Here is a 15,936-nt window from a genome sequence, read left to right on the forward strand (position 1 = left end):
TTGGAAAAACCGAATGATAGCGGTATCCCGCCGGCAAGGCAAGCTGCAGGGGGTGCAGGCTGCTTTTTTCGCCGCAGGCATTAGCAATTACGCGCCAACCCTGTATCATTGCGTTTTTCCAACGCCCCTTTGCCATGATGAAACGTCTGCCGACCACGCTTGCCTTATCCGCCCTGCCCGCCCTGTTTTTGTGGACGCTGGCCGTTGTGCCGCTGTGGTCCATGCTCGGCTATGGCGGGCGCACGCTCTGGCGCGAAATGTTTACCGATGCGTATTACCAACACCGCCTGCTGTGGACGGTGGTGCAAGCAGCCTGCACGGTGATGCTGACATGGATGCTGTCTCTGCCCTGCGCGTGGACGCTGGCGCGGCTGCAATTTGCCGGCAAAACGCTGATTTTGCGATTATTGATGCTGCCGTTCATCATGCCCACGCTGGTGGCGGGTATGGGCGTGCTGGCCTTGTTCGGCGAACACGGGCTGCTGTGGCGCGGCTGGCAGGACACGCCCGCGCTGCTGCTGTACGGCAATCTGTTTTTCAACCTGCCCGTGGCGGTCCGTTCGGCCTACCAAGGATTCCTCACCGTGCCCGCCCACCGCATGGCCGCGGCGCAAACATTGGGCGCGAACGCATGGCGGCAATTTTGGCATGTGGAACTGCCCGTGTTGCGGCCGTGGCTGGCGGGTGCAGGCTGCCTGATTTTCCTCTACTGCTTTTCCGGCTTCGGGCTAGCGCTGCTATTGGGCGGCCGGCAATACGCCACCGTCGAAGTGGAAATCTACCAGCTCATTGCTTATGAATTGGACATGGAACACGCTGCCGTGCTGGTTTGGCTGGTACTCACCATCACCGCCGGCGCAGGCATATTGAACGCGTGGTTCGGACGGCAGACCAAAGCGGCGGAATGGCGGCCGGTTGCGCCCAAAGCCCCAAGCAGCCTGCACCAATACGCCCTGCTCGCCCTCACCGCCGCCCTGTTGCTCTGCTGCTGCGCCCTGCCGCTGGCCGCGATTGCATGGCATGCGGTGCAGGCCGGCAGCGCGTGGCGCATCTTGGCCGACGGCGACACTTGGACGGCGGTGGGCAACACCCTGCGTTTTTCCGGCATCGCGCTGATAGGTGCCGCCGCATTGGGCATTCTGCACGCCGCCGCCGCACGTCGCAGCGCGCTGTTCCGCAGCATCACCTTCCTGCCGTTTATGATTTCGCCCGTGTGCCTGACCTTCGGCGCACTGCTCGCCTATCCGCAGCACGCAGGCAGCCTGCACTTATTGCTGGCGCTGTATATCCTGATGGCCTATCCGTTTGTCAGCAAAGATGTTTTGTCCGCCTGGGACGCATTGCCCCGCCACTATGCCGCCGCCGCACGCACCAACGGCGCCAACGCGCTGCAAACCGCATGGCACGTCCTGCGCCCGCTGCTCACCCCCGCATTGCGGCGCGGCATGACGTTTGCCGCCGCCACCGGTATCGGCGAATTTGCCGCCACCCTGTTCCTGTCGCGCCCCGAATGGCAAACGCTCACCACGCTGATTTACGAACACTTGGGCAAAGTGGGGCAGGAAAATTACCACAAAGCGATGGTGCTGACGTTCGTGCTGATGGCGTTGGCGGGCACGGTATTTTTGTGCCTTGACCAGAAAAGCGGCCGTGACGGATACGGGCAGTGAAACCAAGGCAAAATCCGCTTGGAAACACGGCAAAAAAAGCAGCCTGCACTCGGAAAACCAAAGTGCAGGCTGCTTTTTGACCTGTTTTTCATTGTATAATGAATTAAAATCGCAATGATACGGCGTTGGCTCGCCTTGACGTACTACTTGTACGCCTTGCGGCTCGCCGCCTTGTCTCATTTTTATTTTAATCCACTATAAACACAGTAGGCGGCACAACGCCATGCAGTCCATACAAACACGGGAATGTGCAGGCTGCATTTCCATTCCGCCCAAAAGCAGCCTGCACTTCTCAATTCATCTTCTAACCGATGCGTCAATCTGTTTCTCAAATTCTTTCAACCGTTTATAAATCGACAGCAGCTCCACAATCGTCGTCCACGACTGCACTAGAAACTGAAACGAATCCTGCACCCTGTCGAACGTGCGCACGATTTTCTGGAAGCTGCCCAGCGTGAGCGCGCCCGCCAAAAGGCTCGGTGCCAGCACGATATACGGCATAATCACCGAAAATTGCAGATACGACCAGCGCGCCATATCGAAATACATATAATGCCAATACAGGCGGTAATTGTTTTTGCGTACCGCGTGGAACAAATCTTTCAACACGGGCGGACGGGCGCAGTTGCCGTCGTCCTCGCCCAGCACCAATTCTTTGCGGTAGGCCGCTTCCACCTTTTGGTTATTGAATTCCAGCCCCGGCAGCTTCACGCCCACCAAAGCCAAAGCCACCGTGCCGAACAGTGAAAACAGCACCGCCAAAAACACCAGCGCATGGTCCACATGCCCAATCCACGGTATTTCCGTTATCTTCTCGCTCAAATCCCACAAAATCGGCAAAAACGCCACCAGCGTCAGCACCGCTTTCAGGAAACTCACGCCCAAAGCCTCCATAATCTTCGCAAAGCGCATCGTGTCTTCCTGAATACGCTGTGAAGCGCCCTCGATATGGCGCACCTTGTCCCAATGCGCCTGATAATAGTCCGTCATCGCCTCGCGCCAACGGAAAATGTAATGCCGCCCGAAAAATTCCAGCAGCACCGCAATCACCACATACACCGCCGCCAGCAGCGCAAATTGCAGCACCAGCTTCAAAAAATCGCCAAACGACATGCTGTTGGGTTTTTGCAAAACCGACTGAATCGTGTCGTAAAACGTGCCGAACCAGTCGGTAATTTGCACGTCCAGCGACACGCGCCACCAGGTGACCAGCAAAATCACCAGCGTGCCGCCCAGCGACCAGCGCCACCATTTTTTGTCGAGAAAGAAGGTTTTGAACATAAATATCCGTATCTATTTGATATTGTTTGAATTAAAAAAGTGCAGGCTGCTTTCGGATTCGGCAAAGGCAGCCTGCACTTGCCTTCGCAATGCTGCGGCGGCCGCGCTTAATCCGCGCGGTGTTCCGCCACCACGCGCAAAATTTCGCCGCCGAGTTTTTCGATTTTCGCCTCGCCCAAACCGTACACGTCACGCAGGTCCGCCAAATGTGCAGGCTGCTTTTCCACAATGTCGCGCAGGGTTTTATCGCCGCAAATCACATAGGCCGGCACTTCGTCCGCTTTGGCTTTGGCCAGCCGCCATTGGCGCAACGCCTGCCACAGCCGCTCTTCGCGCTCGGTACGCAGCCAGTTGTCGGTTTTGGCCACGCGGGTGGCCGCCTTGTCGCGTTTCAGCGGCCGCAGCAGCACGGTTTCTTCGCCGCGCAACACGGGCAATGCGGCTTCGGTCAGTATCAGCGCCTGATGGCGGTGGATGTCGTTGGTCAGCAGCCCCAGCCCGATGCACTGCCGCACCACGTTGCGCCAATCTTTGTCGCTCAATGTGCTGCCGATGCCGAAGGTGGACAGCTGCTCGTGGCGGTTTTGCCGCACCCAGTCGCCGTCTTTGCCGCGCAACACGTCAATCACATAACCCGCCGCAAAGCACTGCCCGACACGGTACACGCAGCTCAACAGCTTTTGCACCAGTTCCGTGCCGTCAAACCGTTCGGGCGGGTGCAGGCAATTGTCGCAGTTGCCGCAGGGGGCGGATTCTTCGCCGAAATGGCGCAGCAGCAGTTGGCGGCGGCAGGCAGCGGTTTCGCACACGTCGAACATGGCGTTGAGTTTTTGCAATTCGATTTGTTTTTGAAAATCGGAAGCCTGGCTTTCGGCAATGCGCTCTTTCAGCAATACCAGCGTGTTCATGCCGTAACACAGCCAGCTCACCGCGGGCAGGCCGTCGCGCCCCGCCCTGCCGCTTTCCTGATAGAAATGCTCGATGCTCTGCGGCATGTCCAAATGCGCCACAAAGCGCACGTCGGGCTTGTCGATTCCCATGCCGAAAGCCACCGTGGCCACAATGATGATGTTGTCTTCGTGCGTGAAACGGTGCTGGTGGTGCTGGCGTGTTTCCAAGCTCATGCCGGCATGGTACGGCACGGCGTTCAGGCCGTTTTCGCACAAAAAGGCGGCGGTGTCTTCCACCGATTTGCGGCTTAAGCAATACACAATGCCGTTTTGACCGTGCATTTGTTTTTGAATGAAATCCAACAGCTGCTTTTTGCCGTTGTTCTTTTCCATGACTTGATAATAGATATTCGGCCGGTCAAAACTGGAAATAAATTCCGGCGCATCGGCCAATTTGAGATAGTGCTTCATATCGGCGCGGGTTTCCGCATCGGCGGTGGCGGTGAGCGCGATACGCGGCACGTTTGGATAACGTTCGGCCAAAATGCCGAGCTGTTGGTATTCGGGGCGAAAATCGTGCCCCCATTGGCTCACGCAATGCGCTTCGTCAATGGCAAACAGGCTGACGGCGGTGTTGTCCAGAAAGCGCAAAAAGCGTTCGGTCACCAGCCGTTCGGGCGCGACATACAAAAGTTTCAGGCTGCCTGCATGGATATCGTCCGCCAGCCGCCGCACCGTTTCGGGCGGCGTGCCGCTATGGACGGCGGCGGCATGGACACCGGCGGCGCGCAGGTTGGCGACTTGGTCGTCCATCAGCGCAATCAGCGGCGACACGACCACGGCCACGCCTTCTCGCATCAGCGCGGGGATTTGATAACACAGCGATTTGCCGCCACCCGTGGGCATGAGCACCAGCGCGCTGCCGCCCTGCGCCACGGTTTCGACGATTTCGGCCTGCCTGCCGCGGAAGGCGGGGTAGCCGAAGGTGTCTTGTAAGATGCGTTGGGCGGTGGCGGACATGGTGGTGGCAATCGTAAAAAAGGGCGTATTTTAGCACGGCGGCAAACCGTGTGCAGGCTGCTTTCGGTGCGGTTGGGCGGCGTGCAAAAGCAGCCTGCACGGCTTTACACTGCAAACCTTGGCACGGTCGCCATTTCCCTTGTCTTGCTGCGCGGCAAATAACGAAAACGACAAAAACGCAGGGTGCAGGCTGCTTTCAACGCGGCCAACGGCAATTTGCGTTAAAATACCGCCGTTTCGGTTTTAAAAATGGGAAATCGGCTAATGCGTTTACATATTTATCTGATGCGGCACGGGCAGACCGAGTTCAACCGCCAAGGTTTGGTTCAGGGCTGGGCGGATTCGCCGCTCACGGAAGAAGGCAAGGCGGGCATTGTGCAGTCGGCGCAGTATTTTGCGCAGCATTACGCACAGCGTTTCGATGCGGCGTTTTGCAGCACGCTGGCGCGCACGCAGGCCACGGCGCAGCTGTTCTTGGACACCTTGCAACAAGGCGATTTGCCGATACAGGCGCTGGATGATTTGCGCGAGTACCGTTTCGGCGGCTTCGAGCGGCAAAGCAGCCTGCAACTGCAACAACGCCTGGCGCAGGAAAACGGCTTCGACAACGTGGACGACTGGCTATATGCCTACCGCCACGGCAAAACGCACCGCTTGGCGGAAACCGTGTCGCGCATCGACCCGGCACGGCAGGCGGAAAACGAACAAGACTTCATTGCCCGGCTGCAACGCGGCATGGACGCCGTGATAGACGCATCGCCCAACAACGCGCATGTGCTGGTGGTGTCGCACGGCATGGCGATTACCGCGCTGCTCAAATGTATCGACCCCGAATCGACCGCCTACCGCAGCGTGCCCAATGCCAGCCTGTCGCGCATCAGCTACGACAGCGCGGCAGGTTGGCGCATCCACAGCATCGGCGAATAAGGTGCAGGCTGCTTTTGAAGCCGCCAAATTTTCCATATATTATTGATTTTTATAGTGGATTAAAATAAAAATGAGACAAGGCGGCGAGCCGCAAGGCGTACAGGTAGTACGTCAAGGCGAGCCAACGCCGTATCATTGCGATTTTAATTCACTATATATAGACAAGGAATTGTTCATGCCATCCGTCCGCCCCTATCTGCATTACCTGCCGCACATCGCGCCCAATGTTTATATCGACCCGTCCGCCACCGTGATTGGCAATGTGCGGCTGGGCGAAGACAGCTCCGTGTGGTGCGGCAGCGTGATTCGCGGCGACGTGAACCATATCCACATCGGCCGGCGCAGCAATATTCAGGATTTGGCCATGCTGCACGTGTCGCACAAAACCGAACAGAAACCCGAAGGCTCGCCGCTGCTGATTGGCGACGACGTGACCGTGGGCCACCACGCCATGCTGCACGGCTGCACCATCGGCAACCGCGTGTTGGTGGGCATGGGCAGCATTGTGCTGGACGACGCGGTGGTGGAAGACGAAGTGGTGATTGGTGCAGGCAGCCTGGTGCCGCCGCGCAAACGCCTGAAAAGCGGTTTCCTGTATATGGGTTCGCCCGCCGTCGCCGTGCGCGAACTGACCGATGCGGAACGCGCACATTTTCTATATTCGGCGGCACATTATGTTAAACTGGCAGCCGATTACCTCCAACCGTAACCCCATCAAAAGCAGCCTGCACCATGTCGCTGATACAAACCCTCCCCAACACACCGTTAGACATCATCGGCGATGTTCACGGACAATTCGAAGCCCTGCAAAACCTGCTGCACTATCTGGGCTACACACCCGACGGCAGGCATCCGCAAGGCCGCAAACTGGTGTTTGTGGGCGACCTGGTCGATAGGGGCCCCGACTCCCCCGCCGTGCTCCAATGGTTCAAAGAAGCCCATACCGCCGGCAATGCCTTCATGGTGCTGGGCAACCACGAACTCAACCTGCTCACCGGCGAAGCCAAAGACGGCTCCGGCTGGTTTTTCACCCACCGCTACGAACACGACAGCCGCAACTACGCCCCCTGGCGCAAACTGCCCGACTGCCGCCACGCCGAATTCCTAGATTTGCTGGCACGGCAGCCGCTCATTTTGCAGCGCGGCGATTTGCGCATCGTCCATGCCGCCTGGCTGCCGGACGCCATCGAAAAAATCCGTTCGCAGCAGCAGCGCAACATTGTCGATCTTTATCAGGAATGGGACGACGAACTGCAATGCTGCATCAAACACACCCCGTGGTACGACCAATATCTGGACGAACAGCGGCAATACGCGCACACGCTGGAAAACCACGGCAACCCGCCTGCCATGCTGCCCGCCACCGCCGCGCACGACGTGTACCGCAGCAGCTACCACCCCATCCGCACGCTCACCTGCGGCATTGAAAAAACCACCGCTGAACCTTTTTTCGCCGGCGGGCGTTGGCGGTTCTCCGTGCGCAACCCGTGGTGGAACGATTACCAAGACCCGATTCCCGTCGTGATTGGCCATTATTGGCGCTGCTTCCATCCCCACGCCGCACGCGCCAAGCACCGCGAAGGCATCTTCACCGTCCCCGCCCACCATTGGCACGGCGCGCGCCGCAACGTGTTCTGCATCGACTTCTCTGTCGGCGCACGCTGGCGCGACCGCAAACGCAACATCTGCGCCAGCCAATCGCAACACCGACTGGGCGCACTGCGCTTCCCCGAACGTGTTTTGGTGTTCGACAACGGCGACACCCTGCCCACGGAAGCCGCATAAATCCGCATTCCCCAAAGCAGCCTGCACTTGAAAAAATATAAGGAAAACAGGCATGGAAAAAGGGCTTAACTTCATTCAAGTTAAGCCCTTAAATTCATTGGTCGGAGTGAAAGGATTCGAACCTTCGACCCCTTGCACCCCATGCAAGTGCGCTACCAGACTGCGCCACACTCCGACTGAAAAAGAGTTCGGATTATAGATTTATTGTTTTTAATTGGCAAGCGTTTTTTCGATGTCGCCCAGCAGCCCTGCCAGGTGTTCGCGCATCTCGTCCGCACCGATAACGGGATTGCCCTGCGCATCCAGCGAGCCGCGCGCAAAATAATCACCGATACTGTGCCGCAACTGGCGCAGTTTCAACACGTCAAGCCGCGTTAAGGTGTTTGCGCCCTTGCCCAGCAGCATGCCTTCCTGGCGCTGCCACTCCATCAGCTGCGCGCGGTCGATGTCGAGAACGGCGCAGGCTTCATCGATGCTGAAATACCGTTTGGCGGGAATCGCCTGCGGATTATCGTGCTTTATTGGCTTCACTGTGATGCTCCACCATGCCTTTCAATTTTTGGCTGGCATGGAAAGTAACGACGCGGCGCGCCGAAATGGCCACTTCTTTGCCGGTTTTCGGATTGCGGCCCGGACGTTCGGGTTTGTTGCGCAGTTGGAAATTGCCGAAGCCGGAAATTTTGATTTCTTCGCCGCGTGCCAATACGGAACGGATTTCCTCAAAAAACAGTTCAACAATCTCTTTTGCTTCGGTTTTGCTTACGCTGCTGACTTTTTCTACTAATATATCAGCGAGTTCTGCTTTGGTTAATGTCATGGCTGTACCTTTTGTAAATCCAGTAAAACTGCGTATTATCCCTAATAATGTTTTTCTATTCAAGAGAATAGTGCGATTTACTGTATTTTTTTACAATTTACCCCGTTCCGTGCGACAAATGTGCAGGCTGCTTTTGGGTTCACCGCTGCCAGCAAATCACTGCATAAGCCGAATGGTTGTGGATGGATTCGAAATTTTCGCTTTCCAATTCAAAGGATTCTATGCGCGCATCTTGCTGCAATATCAAGGCGATGTCGCGCACCATGTCTTCCACGAATTTCGGGTTGTCGTATGCACGTTCGGTCACGTATTTTTCGTCCGGCCGTTTGAGCAGACCGTAAAGTTGGCAGGACGCCTGCCCTTCCACCCAATCCAGCACTTCTTCGATTTCGACGGGCGCGTTGGTGTGCAGGCGTACGGTAACGTGCGAGCGCTGGTTGTGCGCGCCGTATTGCGAGATTTCTTTGGAACATGGGCAAAGGCTGGTAACGGGCACGACAACGTGCAGGCTGCTTTTTGCGGCGCCGTTGCGGATTTCGCAGGAAAGCGACACGTCATAATCCAGCAATGACCGTATGCCGGAAACGGGGGCCGTTTTGGTGCGGAAAAACGGGAACGACGCGCTGATTTTCCCTGCGTCCGAATCGAGCCGTGCCAGCATTTTTTCGGTCAATCGCTGCAATTCTGCGGCGGAAAATGCAGCCTGCTGCTCCTCCATCAATGCCACGAAGCGCGACATGTGCGTGCCTTTTTGGTCGGCCGGCAGGAAGACCGTCATGGTCAGCCGCGCCACGGTGGACTGCTCTCCGCTTTGGCTTTGGATGCGGATGGGGAAGCGCAAATCTTTAATCCCGACTTGGTCGATGGGGATATTGCGTAAATCTTGACTGCTCTGCACGTCTGCAATGGCGTTCATGCCGTATAATTCCTCGTTGGTGTGTACCAAAGCCCCGCAGCCGTAACGCTCGATTCTGCAAAGGTTTTGTATGCTGTTAAAAGCAGCCTGCACTTCTTGCTTCCGGCAAATAAGAATGGCTACCGTTTTGAGTAGCGCGCAGTATATCACTTCACCGTATTTTGGCATACAATCGCACCGTTTGATTATCTTTAAATGCCAAGTGCAGGCTGCTTTTGCACCGGCACCGCCCAACAGGAGAACCCGCCATGAAATTCGCCACCCAAACCATCCACGCCGCCTACAATCCGGACGAACACAACCGCGCCATCATGCCGCCGCTGTACCAAAACAGCATGTTTGTCCAACACGAATTGGGCGAAAACATCCCCCATCGCTATTCGCGCCTGTCCAACCCCACGCGCCAGATATTGGAAGACACCGTGGCGGAACTGGAACACGGCACGCACGGCTTTGCCTTTTCCAGCGGCATGGCGGCCATCGACTGCATTTTCCGTACCGTCCTGCGCCCCGGCGACACCGTCATCGCCGTGTCCGACATTTACGGCGGCAGCCACGATTTGCTGACCCAAGTGTATGCCGCATGGGGCGTAAACGTGATTTTTGCCGATTTAACGCAACCCGATGCCATCGACAGCCTGCTGGCGGAACACCGCGTCAAACTCGTTTGGCTGGAAACCCCGTCCAATCCGCTGCTCCGGCTGGTGGACATCGCCGCCGTAGCCGCCAAAGCCAAAGCACACGGCGCATGGGTCGGCATCGACAACACCTTCGCCACGCCCTATCTGCAAAACCCGCTGGACATGGGCTGCGACATCGTCTTCCATTCCGCCACCAAATACCTGTGCGGCCACTCCGACGTACTGATGGGCGTGGCAGCCGTGAAAGACGCGGCATTGGGCAAGGAAATGCGCCACATGATGGTGAACACGGGCGCTGTGGCCGGTCCGATGGACTGCTGGCTCGTGCTGCGCGGCATCAAAACGCTGGTCGTCCGTATGAAGCAGCATATGGAAAACGCGCAAATCCTCGCCGAGCGCCTGCAAAACCATCCCGCCGTCGAGCGCGTATACTACCCCGGCCTGCCCTCGCACGAACACCACGAATTGGCCAAACGGCAAATGCGCGGTTTCGGCGGCGTGGTCAGCATCTGCCTGAAAAACGACAGCCGCGAAGCCGTGAACACCGTCATCAAAAACCTGCACACCGTGCAGCTTTCCAGCAGCCTGGGCGGCGTGGAAAGCCTGGTGAACCACTGCTATTCGCAATCGCACAGCGGCATGGCGCACGATTTGAAAATCGCGCTCGGCATCAAAGTCGGCCTGCTGCGCTTTTCGGTGGGCATCGAAGACATTGACGACATTTATGCCGACATCGACCAAGCCCTGCGTGCCACGCTATAAATCAAATTGGCCGCCGCCGGTTTATTCATGTGCAGGCTGCTTTCGCCCGACCTTCAAAAGCAGTCTGCACTTTTCCGATGCCATATTTCGACAACGGAACGACAGCGTTGCAGCGCCGCAGATTTATGAATTGTAAAAAAGCAGCCTGCACCCGCTTATTTGAAAAAAATCTGCGGAAAATCAAATCAAACACAAAAATCTTTACCTAATTTTAAATATTGCTTTAAGTTCTCGAAAAAAATCAGGTAAAATTGCGGAGTTTATATTTAAAGGCACTTTCCACTCACCAGCGCGCAAAGTCTTTGTCCGCAAAAACAATGCGCCAAAAACACTGGATGACTGAATAACATGGATAACAAAGAAATCAATCAAGGACGCCGCCGCTTTTTGACACTTGCCACCGCAGGTGCCGGCGCAATCGCCGCAGCAGGCGTGGCAACACCGTTGGCCGCCAGCTGGTTCCCGTCCGAAAAAGCGAAAGCGGCAGGTGCATCGATCGAAGTCGATGTCAGCAAAATCGAAGCAGGCCAGCTTACCATCGCCGAATGGCGCGGCAAGCCCATTTTCGTGCTGCACCGCACACCGGCTCAGCTGAAAGACCTGCCCTCTCTCGACAGCGCATTGGCAGACCCTGCCAGCACTGCGGATCAGCAACCTGAATACTGCAAAAACCCGACCCGCGCCATTAAAGAAAACATCTGGGTGGCCATCGGTATCTGTACCCACTTGGGCTGCTCGCCCACTTACCGCCCAGATGTCGGCGCGGCAGATTTGGGCGGCGGCTCATGGAAAGGCGGTTTCTTCTGCCCCTGTCACGGCTCCAAATTCGACTTGGCCGGCCGTGTCTATGCAGGCGTTCCTGCACCGACCAATCTGGTCATTCCTCCATACAAATATCTGAATGACAACGTTATTCTAGTTGGCGAAGACTAATTAAGGGGCGCACTATGGAAAACCAAAAAAACAGCAAACTCAAAGCATTGCTGGGCTGGGTGGACGCTCGTTTCCCCCTGACCAAAATGTACAACGAACACGTTGGGCAATACTACGCACCGAAAAATTTCAACTTCTGGTATTTCTTCGGCTCGCTGGCTCTGTTGGTACTTGTCATCCAAATCGTGAGCGGTATTTTCCTGACCATGAACTTCAAGCCCGACGGCACAACCAACGCGCAAAACCTGCCGGTGGCCTTTGCCGCAGTCGAATACATCATGCGCGATGTGTCCGGCGGCTGGATTATCCGCTACATGCACTCCACCGGTGCATCGTTCTTCTTTATCGTGGTATATCTGCACATGTTCCGTGGCCTGATTTACGGCTCGTACAAAAAACCGCGCGAATTGGTGTGGGTATTTGGCTCGCTGATTTTCTTGGCATTGATGGCGGAAGCCTTCATGGGCTACCTGCTGCCTTGGGGTCAAATGTCGTTCTGGGGCGCACAGGTGATTATTAACCTGTTCGGTGCGATTCCCGTGATCGGCCCCGACCTGTCCACTTGGATTCGCGGCGACTTCAACGTTTCCGATGCCACATTGAACCGCTTCTTCGCATTGCACGTGATTGCCGTGCCTTTGGTATTGATCGGCTTGGTGGTGGCGCACTTGATTGCCCTGCACGAAGTCGGCTCGAACAACCCTGACGGCGTAGAAATCAAAAAACTGAAAGACGAAAACGGCATTCCTTTGGACGGCATCCCGTTCCATCCTTACTACACCGTAAAAGATATTTTGGCCGCGGTGGTCTTCCTGATTGTCTTCTGCTCCGTTATGTTCTTCGCACCTGAGGGCGGCGGCTATTTCTTGGAAAAACCCAACTTCGACCCCGCCAACCCGTTGGTAACGCCGCCGCACATCGCGCCGGTATGGTATTTCACGCCGTTTTACGCGATTCTGCGCGCCATCCCGTCATTCGCCGGCACACAAGTTTGGGGCGTTATCGGCATGGGCGCGGCCGTTATCCTGATTGCACTGCTGCCTTGGCTTGACCGCTCTCCTACCAAATCCGTACGTTATCGCGGCCCGGTATTCAAATTCATGCTGGTACTGTTCATCATTTCCTTCATCGGCTTGGGTATTCTGGGTGCGATGGTGGCAAACGATGTACGTACTTGGGTAGCGCGCGGCCTGTCCGTGGTTTACTTTGCCTTCTTCCTGCTGATGCCGGTGTACACCAAACTGGACAAAGACAAACCTGTTCCAGAACGTGTCACCATGGGAACGACCAAACAAAAAATCCAATTCTTTGTTTATGTCATCATTACCTTTATTGGCGCATACTTGTTTGCAACCAATATTTAACGAGGGCAGTGAAAATGAAAAAAACATTTAAGAACACAATTGCTGCCTTGCTTTTGGTGGCACCTATCAGTTTTGCGGCAGCTTCCGGCGGCGGTGATTACGACCACGCCCCTATCGACCCGCGCGATAAAGTCAGCCTGCAACGCGGCGCACAGATTTTTGTGAACAACTGTCTGTCCTGCCACTCTGCTTCGGCCATGCGTTACAACCGTTTAAAAGACATCGGTTTGTCGGAAGACGACATTAAGAAAAACCTGATGTTTACCACCGATAAAGTGGGTGATGTGATGCAAGCGCACATGTCACCTGCGGACGGTAAAAAATGGTTCGGCGCAGCGCCACCTGATTTGACGCTGATTGCCCGTTCACGCGGCGCGGATTACATCTACTCTTATCTGCGCGGCTTCTACAAAGACCCGACACGCCCGACCGGCTGGAACAACCTGGTATTCGACAAAGTGGGTATGCCGCACGTTTTGTGGGAACAACAAGGCATCCGCGCCGTGAAACTGGACGCAAAAGGTAAGCCTGTTTTGGATGAACACGGCAAACCCGTTCTGGTTTGGGAGAGCGCCGGCAAATTGACACGCATGGCGAAAGACGGCTCCGTCGTTACCACAGAATACGACGAATATGCGCGCGATTTGACCAACTTTATGTCGTATATGGCCGAACCTGCGCAAGTTCAGCGCAAGCAAATCGGTTATGTCGTTTTGATGTTCTTGTTGGCGGTATTGCTGCCGTTGGCCTACTTCCTGAAAAAAGAATATTGGAAAGACGTACACTAGTCCTGTGAAGAAACCGCACTCGAGCATTGGCTATCGGGTGCGGTTTTTTATTGCATATTACCGGAGAAAAAAATGCAGGCTGCTTTTAGATAAATTTCAAAAGCAGCCTGCACTTTTTCGTGGCTTTGAATTTTATTTAGACGATGACACACCGCCGGTCACGACCACATTCATCTGTTTGGGCTGAATGTGTTTTTGCCACGCGCGGCGAACATCTTCCGCCGTTACCGCCCGGATTTTTGCCGGATAAGTATCCAGCCAATCGTTCGGCCGGTTATGCACGGCAACGCCGACCAGCATATGAATCAGCTTGGCATTGCTGTCGAAATTCAGCGGGAAGCTGCCGGTCATATTGTCTTGCGCCTGTTTCAGTTCCTCTGCCGTCGGGCCTTCCGCCACGAATGCCGCCAACACCTGTTGTGCAGCCTGCAATGCTTTTTCGCTGTTCTCGCGCTTGGTGGTGAAGCTGATGGTGAACGGGCCTTTTTGTTCATACGCAACAAAGCTGCTGGTGGCGCCATAGGTATAGCCATGTTTATCGCGCAACACTTTCATCAAACGGCTATCGAACCCGCCCGCACCCAATACATAATTGCCCACCATCAATGGGAAATAGTCGGGGTCGTCATATTTCAGCACGGGCAGGCCAATCTTGATGCTGGCCTGCTCGCTGTGTGCGAAAGGCAGCCTGCGGATTTTGCCGCCTTCCACGTTCACAGGCGGTGTTGCGGCGTGCCGTGCCGCATGTGCAGGCAGCTGCCCCAGAGTTTGCCGCACCAATTTTTCCGCACCTTCACGGTTCACATCGCCTACCAGCAATACGATGGCGTTGTCCTGCGCGTAATATTGGCGGTGGAACTGTTCGATATCGCCCAGCTGCACGGCGCGGATGCTTTGCTCGCTGCGGTTGGCGGATTTGCCGTATGGGTGGCTGCCGTAATTCAAACGGGTGTATTCGCGCTGGGTCAGATAGCCGGGATAGGCTTGCGATTGTTTCAACGACACCACGGCTTGGTTTTGCAGGCGGGTCAAAACGGCGGCATCAAAACGCGGCGCACTCACGGCCTGCCCGAACAATTTGGCGGTTTCGTCCAATGCATCGGCGCGGCTTAAGCTGCGGAAGCTCATCATGCTGTATTCCGGGCTGCTGCTGCCTTCCATGTGCGTCGATAAATCGGTGGCTTTCTCCATGAATTGTTCTTCGTTCAAATCGGCCGTGCCGCGCAACATCATGGCGGCAGTGGATGAGGCGATGTCGCTTTTGCCTTCGGGTTCGGCCGTGCTGCCTGCGCCTTTGAACACCACGGCATAGTCCACAATGGGCAGCTCGTGGCGTTCCACCAAGACGATTTGCGTGCCCGCATCGGTTTGCCAGCGCTGGATGTCCACCGCATAGGCCGATGTGGCAATGCCGGCGGCCAATAACGAAAATACAAGCGTTTTAATGTTCATCTACATTCCTTTCCAATGTGCAGGCTGCTTTTTTCGGCCGCCACGTCAAGCTGGGCAGATTCCAGCCGCGATACACGGCCAACATGCGGATGGCCACAATCAAAATCATGGTGGACACGCTGCGCATCCAACTGTTCGCCCAATCGCTCGGCAGCCATAAATAATACATACTGCCCAGCAGCGAGGCGGTGATATAAATCTCTTTTTGCAGCACCAACGGAATCTGGCGGCAGACAATATCGCGCAGCACGCCGCCAACCACGGCCGTCATCGCCCCCATCAGCAGCACAATCGGCGCACTCATGCCGCGGGAAATGGCAGCCTGCGCGCCAATCACGGTAAACGACGCCAATCCGACCGCGTCAAACCAGCGCAACATTTTGTCCACGCGTTTGAAATAATCGTAAAACACCTGCACCAGCACCGAAACGCCGATAATCCAATATAGGTAATTCAAATCGTGCAGCCAAAAAATGGGGTGGCGGTTCAGCAGCAAATCGCGCAGCGTGCCGCCGCCGACGCTGCCCAAAAATGAAATCATGACCGCGCCGAAAAAATCGAATTTGAGCTGCTGCGCCAATAGGGTCGCCGCAATCGTGCACGCCACCACGCCGACAAAATCCAACGTGTAAATAATGATTTGTAACGACGGAAGCTGGTCTAACATAACAGAAGTCCCTGTGATTTTTC

The 15,936-nt window shown here is 55.8% G+C and carries 15 protein-coding genes and 1 tRNA gene; 8 read left to right on the top strand and 8 right to left on the bottom strand.

Annotation, left to right across the window (positions count from 1 at the left end; all coding sequences use genetic code 11):
* Positions 1-134: 134 nt before the first annotated feature.
* Positions 135-1,670 carry an ABC transporter permease gene (locus HMPREF9098_RS05575; RefSeq protein ID WP_003782790.1) on the top strand — a complete coding sequence of 512 codons (1,536 nt, stop codon included), beginning with the start codon at positions 135-137 and terminating at the stop codon, positions 1,668-1,670.
* A 297-nt stretch (positions 1,671-1,967) separates the two neighbouring features.
* Here the strand turns inward: HMPREF9098_RS05575 and HMPREF9098_RS05580 are convergent, their stop codons facing one another.
* Positions 1,968-2,951 carry a putative transporter gene (locus tag HMPREF9098_RS05580; protein WP_003782794.1) on the bottom strand — a complete coding sequence of 328 codons (984 nt, stop codon included), beginning with the start codon at positions 2,949-2,951 and terminating at the stop codon, positions 1,968-1,970.
* Between the two features lie 107 nt (positions 2,952-3,058).
* Positions 3,059-4,861 (bottom strand): DNA helicase RecQ, encoded by a 1,803-nt coding sequence (gene recQ / locus HMPREF9098_RS05585; RefSeq protein ID WP_003782796.1) that lies wholly within the window; start codon positions 4,859-4,861, stop codon positions 3,059-3,061.
* A gap of 264 nt (positions 4,862-5,125) precedes the next feature.
* On the opposite strand from recQ, the gene HMPREF9098_RS05590 reads away from it, so the two are divergent.
* From HMPREF9098_RS05590 to HMPREF9098_RS05600, 3 genes are all read left to right on the top strand, one after another.
* Positions 5,126-5,788, top strand: a complete 663-nt coding sequence (locus HMPREF9098_RS05590) for a histidine phosphatase family protein (protein ID WP_003782799.1) — start codon at positions 5,126-5,128, stop codon at positions 5,786-5,788.
* A 175-nt stretch (positions 5,789-5,963) separates the two neighbouring features.
* Complete coding sequence (locus HMPREF9098_RS05595) at positions 5,964-6,497, top strand: gamma carbonic anhydrase family protein (protein WP_040564298.1); 534 nt, start codon at positions 5,964-5,966, stop codon at positions 6,495-6,497.
* Positions 6,498-6,520: 23 nt separating this feature from the next.
* A complete protein-coding gene (locus tag HMPREF9098_RS05600) occupies positions 6,521-7,573 on the top strand; it encodes a metallophosphoesterase (protein WP_003782801.1) in 1,053 nt (350 codons plus the stop codon).
* 98 nt (positions 7,574-7,671) lie between these two features.
* Here the strand turns inward: HMPREF9098_RS05600 and HMPREF9098_RS05605 are convergent.
* From HMPREF9098_RS05605 to folE2, 4 genes are all read right to left on the bottom strand, one after another.
* Positions 7,672-7,748 (bottom strand) — tRNA-Pro (locus tag HMPREF9098_RS05605).
* A 35-nt stretch (positions 7,749-7,783) separates the two neighbouring features.
* A complete protein-coding gene (locus HMPREF9098_RS05610) occupies positions 7,784-8,104 on the bottom strand; it encodes a hypothetical protein (protein WP_003782802.1) in 321 nt (106 codons plus the stop codon).
* A complete protein-coding gene (locus HMPREF9098_RS05615; RefSeq protein WP_003782803.1) occupies positions 8,082-8,390 on the bottom strand; it encodes an integration host factor subunit alpha in 309 nt (102 codons plus the stop codon). Before HMPREF9098_RS05615 ends, HMPREF9098_RS05610 begins: the two co-directional genes overlap by 23 nt.
* Before the next feature lie 139 nt (positions 8,391-8,529).
* On the bottom strand, positions 8,530-9,306 hold the full coding sequence (gene folE2, locus HMPREF9098_RS05620) for a GTP cyclohydrolase FolE2 (protein WP_050781232.1): 777 nt from the start codon (positions 9,304-9,306) through the stop codon (positions 8,530-8,532).
* A 248-nt stretch (positions 9,307-9,554) separates the two neighbouring features.
* On the opposite strand from folE2, the gene HMPREF9098_RS05625 reads away from it, so the two are divergent.
* From HMPREF9098_RS05625 to HMPREF9098_RS05640, 4 genes are all read left to right on the top strand, one after another.
* On the top strand, positions 9,555-10,709 hold the full coding sequence (locus tag HMPREF9098_RS05625; RefSeq protein ID WP_003782808.1) for a trans-sulfuration enzyme family protein: 1,155 nt from the start codon (positions 9,555-9,557) through the stop codon (positions 10,707-10,709).
* A gap of 348 nt (positions 10,710-11,057) precedes the next feature.
* Positions 11,058-11,642, top strand: coding sequence for a ubiquinol-cytochrome c reductase iron-sulfur subunit (gene petA / locus HMPREF9098_RS05630; protein WP_003782812.1), 585 nt, complete (start codon positions 11,058-11,060; stop codon positions 11,640-11,642).
* A gap of 14 nt (positions 11,643-11,656) precedes the next feature.
* Complete coding sequence (locus HMPREF9098_RS05635; protein WP_003782815.1) at positions 11,657-13,006, top strand: cytochrome b; 1,350 nt, start codon at positions 11,657-11,659, stop codon at positions 13,004-13,006.
* A 14-nt stretch (positions 13,007-13,020) separates the two neighbouring features.
* A complete protein-coding gene (locus HMPREF9098_RS05640; RefSeq protein WP_003782816.1) occupies positions 13,021-13,794 on the top strand; it encodes a cytochrome c1 in 774 nt (257 codons plus the stop codon).
* 132 nt (positions 13,795-13,926) lie between these two features.
* Here the strand turns inward: HMPREF9098_RS05640 and HMPREF9098_RS05645 are convergent, their stop codons facing one another.
* Entirely contained in the window at positions 13,927-15,246 is a 1,320-nt protein-coding gene (locus tag HMPREF9098_RS05645; RefSeq protein ID WP_003782819.1) for a M16 family metallopeptidase, read from the bottom strand.
* Positions 15,236-15,913, bottom strand: coding sequence for a trimeric intracellular cation channel family protein (locus HMPREF9098_RS05650; protein ID WP_003782820.1), 678 nt, complete (start codon positions 15,911-15,913; stop codon positions 15,236-15,238). The genes HMPREF9098_RS05645 and HMPREF9098_RS05650 overlap by 11 nt, the downstream gene beginning before the upstream one ends.
* Positions 15,914-15,936 lie beyond the last annotated feature (23 nt).

Source organism: Kingella denitrificans ATCC 33394, assembly GCF_000190695.1.
GTDB lineage: Bacteria > Pseudomonadota > Gammaproteobacteria > Burkholderiales > Neisseriaceae > Kingella_A > Kingella_A denitrificans.

Excerpts from the sequence above, each read along its gene's own strand:
- HMPREF9098_RS05575 (WP_003782790.1), top strand. The coding sequence starts at position 135 with ATGATGAAACGTCTGCCGACCACGCTTGCCTTATCCGCCCTGCCCGCC.
- HMPREF9098_RS05580 (WP_003782794.1), bottom strand. The coding sequence starts at position 2,951 with ATGTTCAAAACCTTCTTTCTCGACAAAAAATGGTGGCGCTGGTCGCTG.
- recQ (WP_003782796.1), bottom strand. The coding sequence starts at position 4,861 with ATGTCCGCCACCGCCCAACGCATCTTACAAGACACCTTCGGCTACCCC.
- HMPREF9098_RS05590 (WP_003782799.1), top strand. The coding sequence starts at position 5,126 with ATGCGTTTACATATTTATCTGATGCGGCACGGGCAGACCGAGTTCAAC.
- HMPREF9098_RS05595 (WP_040564298.1), top strand. The coding sequence starts at position 5,964 with ATGCCATCCGTCCGCCCCTATCTGCATTACCTGCCGCACATCGCGCCC.
- HMPREF9098_RS05600 (WP_003782801.1), top strand. The coding sequence starts at position 6,521 with ATGTCGCTGATACAAACCCTCCCCAACACACCGTTAGACATCATCGGC.
- HMPREF9098_RS05615 (WP_003782803.1), bottom strand. The coding sequence starts at position 8,390 with ATGACATTAACCAAAGCAGAACTCGCTGATATATTAGTAGAAAAAGTC.
- folE2 (WP_050781232.1), bottom strand. The coding sequence starts at position 9,306 with ATGAACGCCATTGCAGACGTGCAGAGCAGTCAAGATTTACGCAATATC.
- HMPREF9098_RS05625 (WP_003782808.1), top strand. The coding sequence starts at position 9,555 with ATGAAATTCGCCACCCAAACCATCCACGCCGCCTACAATCCGGACGAA.
- petA (WP_003782812.1), top strand. The coding sequence starts at position 11,058 with ATGGATAACAAAGAAATCAATCAAGGACGCCGCCGCTTTTTGACACTT.
- HMPREF9098_RS05635 (WP_003782815.1), top strand. The coding sequence starts at position 11,657 with ATGGAAAACCAAAAAAACAGCAAACTCAAAGCATTGCTGGGCTGGGTG.
- HMPREF9098_RS05640 (WP_003782816.1), top strand. The coding sequence starts at position 13,021 with ATGAAAAAAACATTTAAGAACACAATTGCTGCCTTGCTTTTGGTGGCA.
- HMPREF9098_RS05645 (WP_003782819.1), bottom strand. The coding sequence starts at position 15,246 with ATGAACATTAAAACGCTTGTATTTTCGTTATTGGCCGCCGGCATTGCC.
- HMPREF9098_RS05650 (WP_003782820.1), bottom strand. The coding sequence starts at position 15,913 with ATGTTAGACCAGCTTCCGTCGTTACAAATCATTATTTACACGTTGGAT.